The sequence below is a fragment of the Okeania sp. genome, assembly GCF_983059655.1.
The window spans coordinates 2441-3970 of sequence record NZ_CEZPJD010000471.1; the positions used below are offsets into that span (position 1 = coordinate 2441).

At 33.9% G+C, this 1530-nt stretch carries 1 protein-coding gene; it reads right to left on the bottom strand.

Translation table 11 applies throughout. The features are described from left to right. Positions 1–20 precede the first annotated feature (20 nt). On the bottom strand, positions 21–1530 hold a 1510-nt coding region (locus AC3DU7_RS22060; RefSeq protein WP_488041451.1), incomplete at its 5' end, for a protein kinase domain-containing protein.

A 1530-nucleotide genomic window follows, 5' to 3' on the forward strand; every position in this document is an offset into this window, starting at 1 on the left:
AAAATTGGATGAGTATTTTTCTAAATAATCTGAGAAGTAGCTATTTTCCATTTGCCATCTATAAATGTCAAGTTATAAATAACTGTTAGTTGGGCAGAGCCTGACCTTGTAGTGTCTAATTTATCATTTTTAAATAGTTGATATTCTTCAGTGACTTTGACTTGAATAGTCGCTCGATTTCCTTGAATAGAAAAATATTCAATACTATCTATTTTTTGTACTTTATACTGATAGTAAGCATTGTTTTCTTTTAACCAGACGATCGCTCCATCAGAGGCAACTATGTTATCATAAACTTTTCCTGTTGTCAATTCAGCAGCAAGTTTTCGATTATATGGAGGAGCAAATATTTCTTTTTTTGCTTTTAACCAATTCTGGATTAATTCTTCAGCTTGTTGTTGAGAAATTGATTTTACTAATTCGGTGGTAGGTGGTGTGGGAAATCTTGGTATATCTAAGTCCGTTTGGGGAGATTTACTTAAGATATTTTTGAGCAAAATACTACTCAAAAAACAACTGCCAATAACACTACTAACAATCGCAGCTTTCTGCCAATTTCTGCGATTAATAGATAATTGAGTTGAAGGGTTTTCTAGACTTTGGTCTAAAGGTGAATTTAAAGTTGTAGTTTTGTCAGGATTATTGACTACTGCTAAAGATAAAGATGACTGAGTCTTTTCATTACTAAAAACCTGAGTTGAATCAGACTCTAAAGCAGCTAACATTTCTGTAGATGTAGCAAAGCGATCGCTAATATTAGGTTGAATTGCCTTGTCTAAAATTCCTGCTAATTTAGGAGTTAAATTACTCGTATATTTTTGCCAAATAATCTTCCCTGTTTGTAAATCCAATTCTAAATCTTGGGGAACTCTTCCTGTTAGTAGAAAAATAGCTGTTAATCCTAAACTATATAAATCGCTGGCATAAACTGGTCGTCCTGCTGCTTGCTCAAAAGCCATATATCCAGGAGTACCAATCATAATAGAAATAGGTGTCGTATTTTGAGAATTAATTGCTGTACTAATAGAATCTTTTACTGCCCCAAAATCTATTAAAACAGGCAAATCATCTTGTTGGCGCAAAATAATATTTTCCGGTTTAATATCCCGATGAATAATATTTCTACTATGTATATAATTAATAACCGATAGTAAACTAATCAGAATTTTCTGAACATTACCATCTGTCATTGGGCCTGTAGTTTTTACTTTTTTCCCCAGAGTTTCTCCCTCTATCCATTCTTGTACTAGGTAAAATTGACCTGCTGTATCACTAAAATAAGCATACAATTTGGGTATTTGGCTATTAGTCTCCCCTAATTCTTCTAAAATGGCCGCTTCTCGTTGGAAACGTTGCAATACCTGTTGGTAAATTTCGGGATTATTTGTAACTACTTTAAGTTGCTTAATTACACAGTAGCGACCAGAAGGCATTTGGGTATCTTGAGCTAAGAAGGTTTCTCCAAACCCACCACTACTGAGTGCTTGTATAACTTGATAGCGATTGTTCAAAAGTGTCGGTTTCACATCA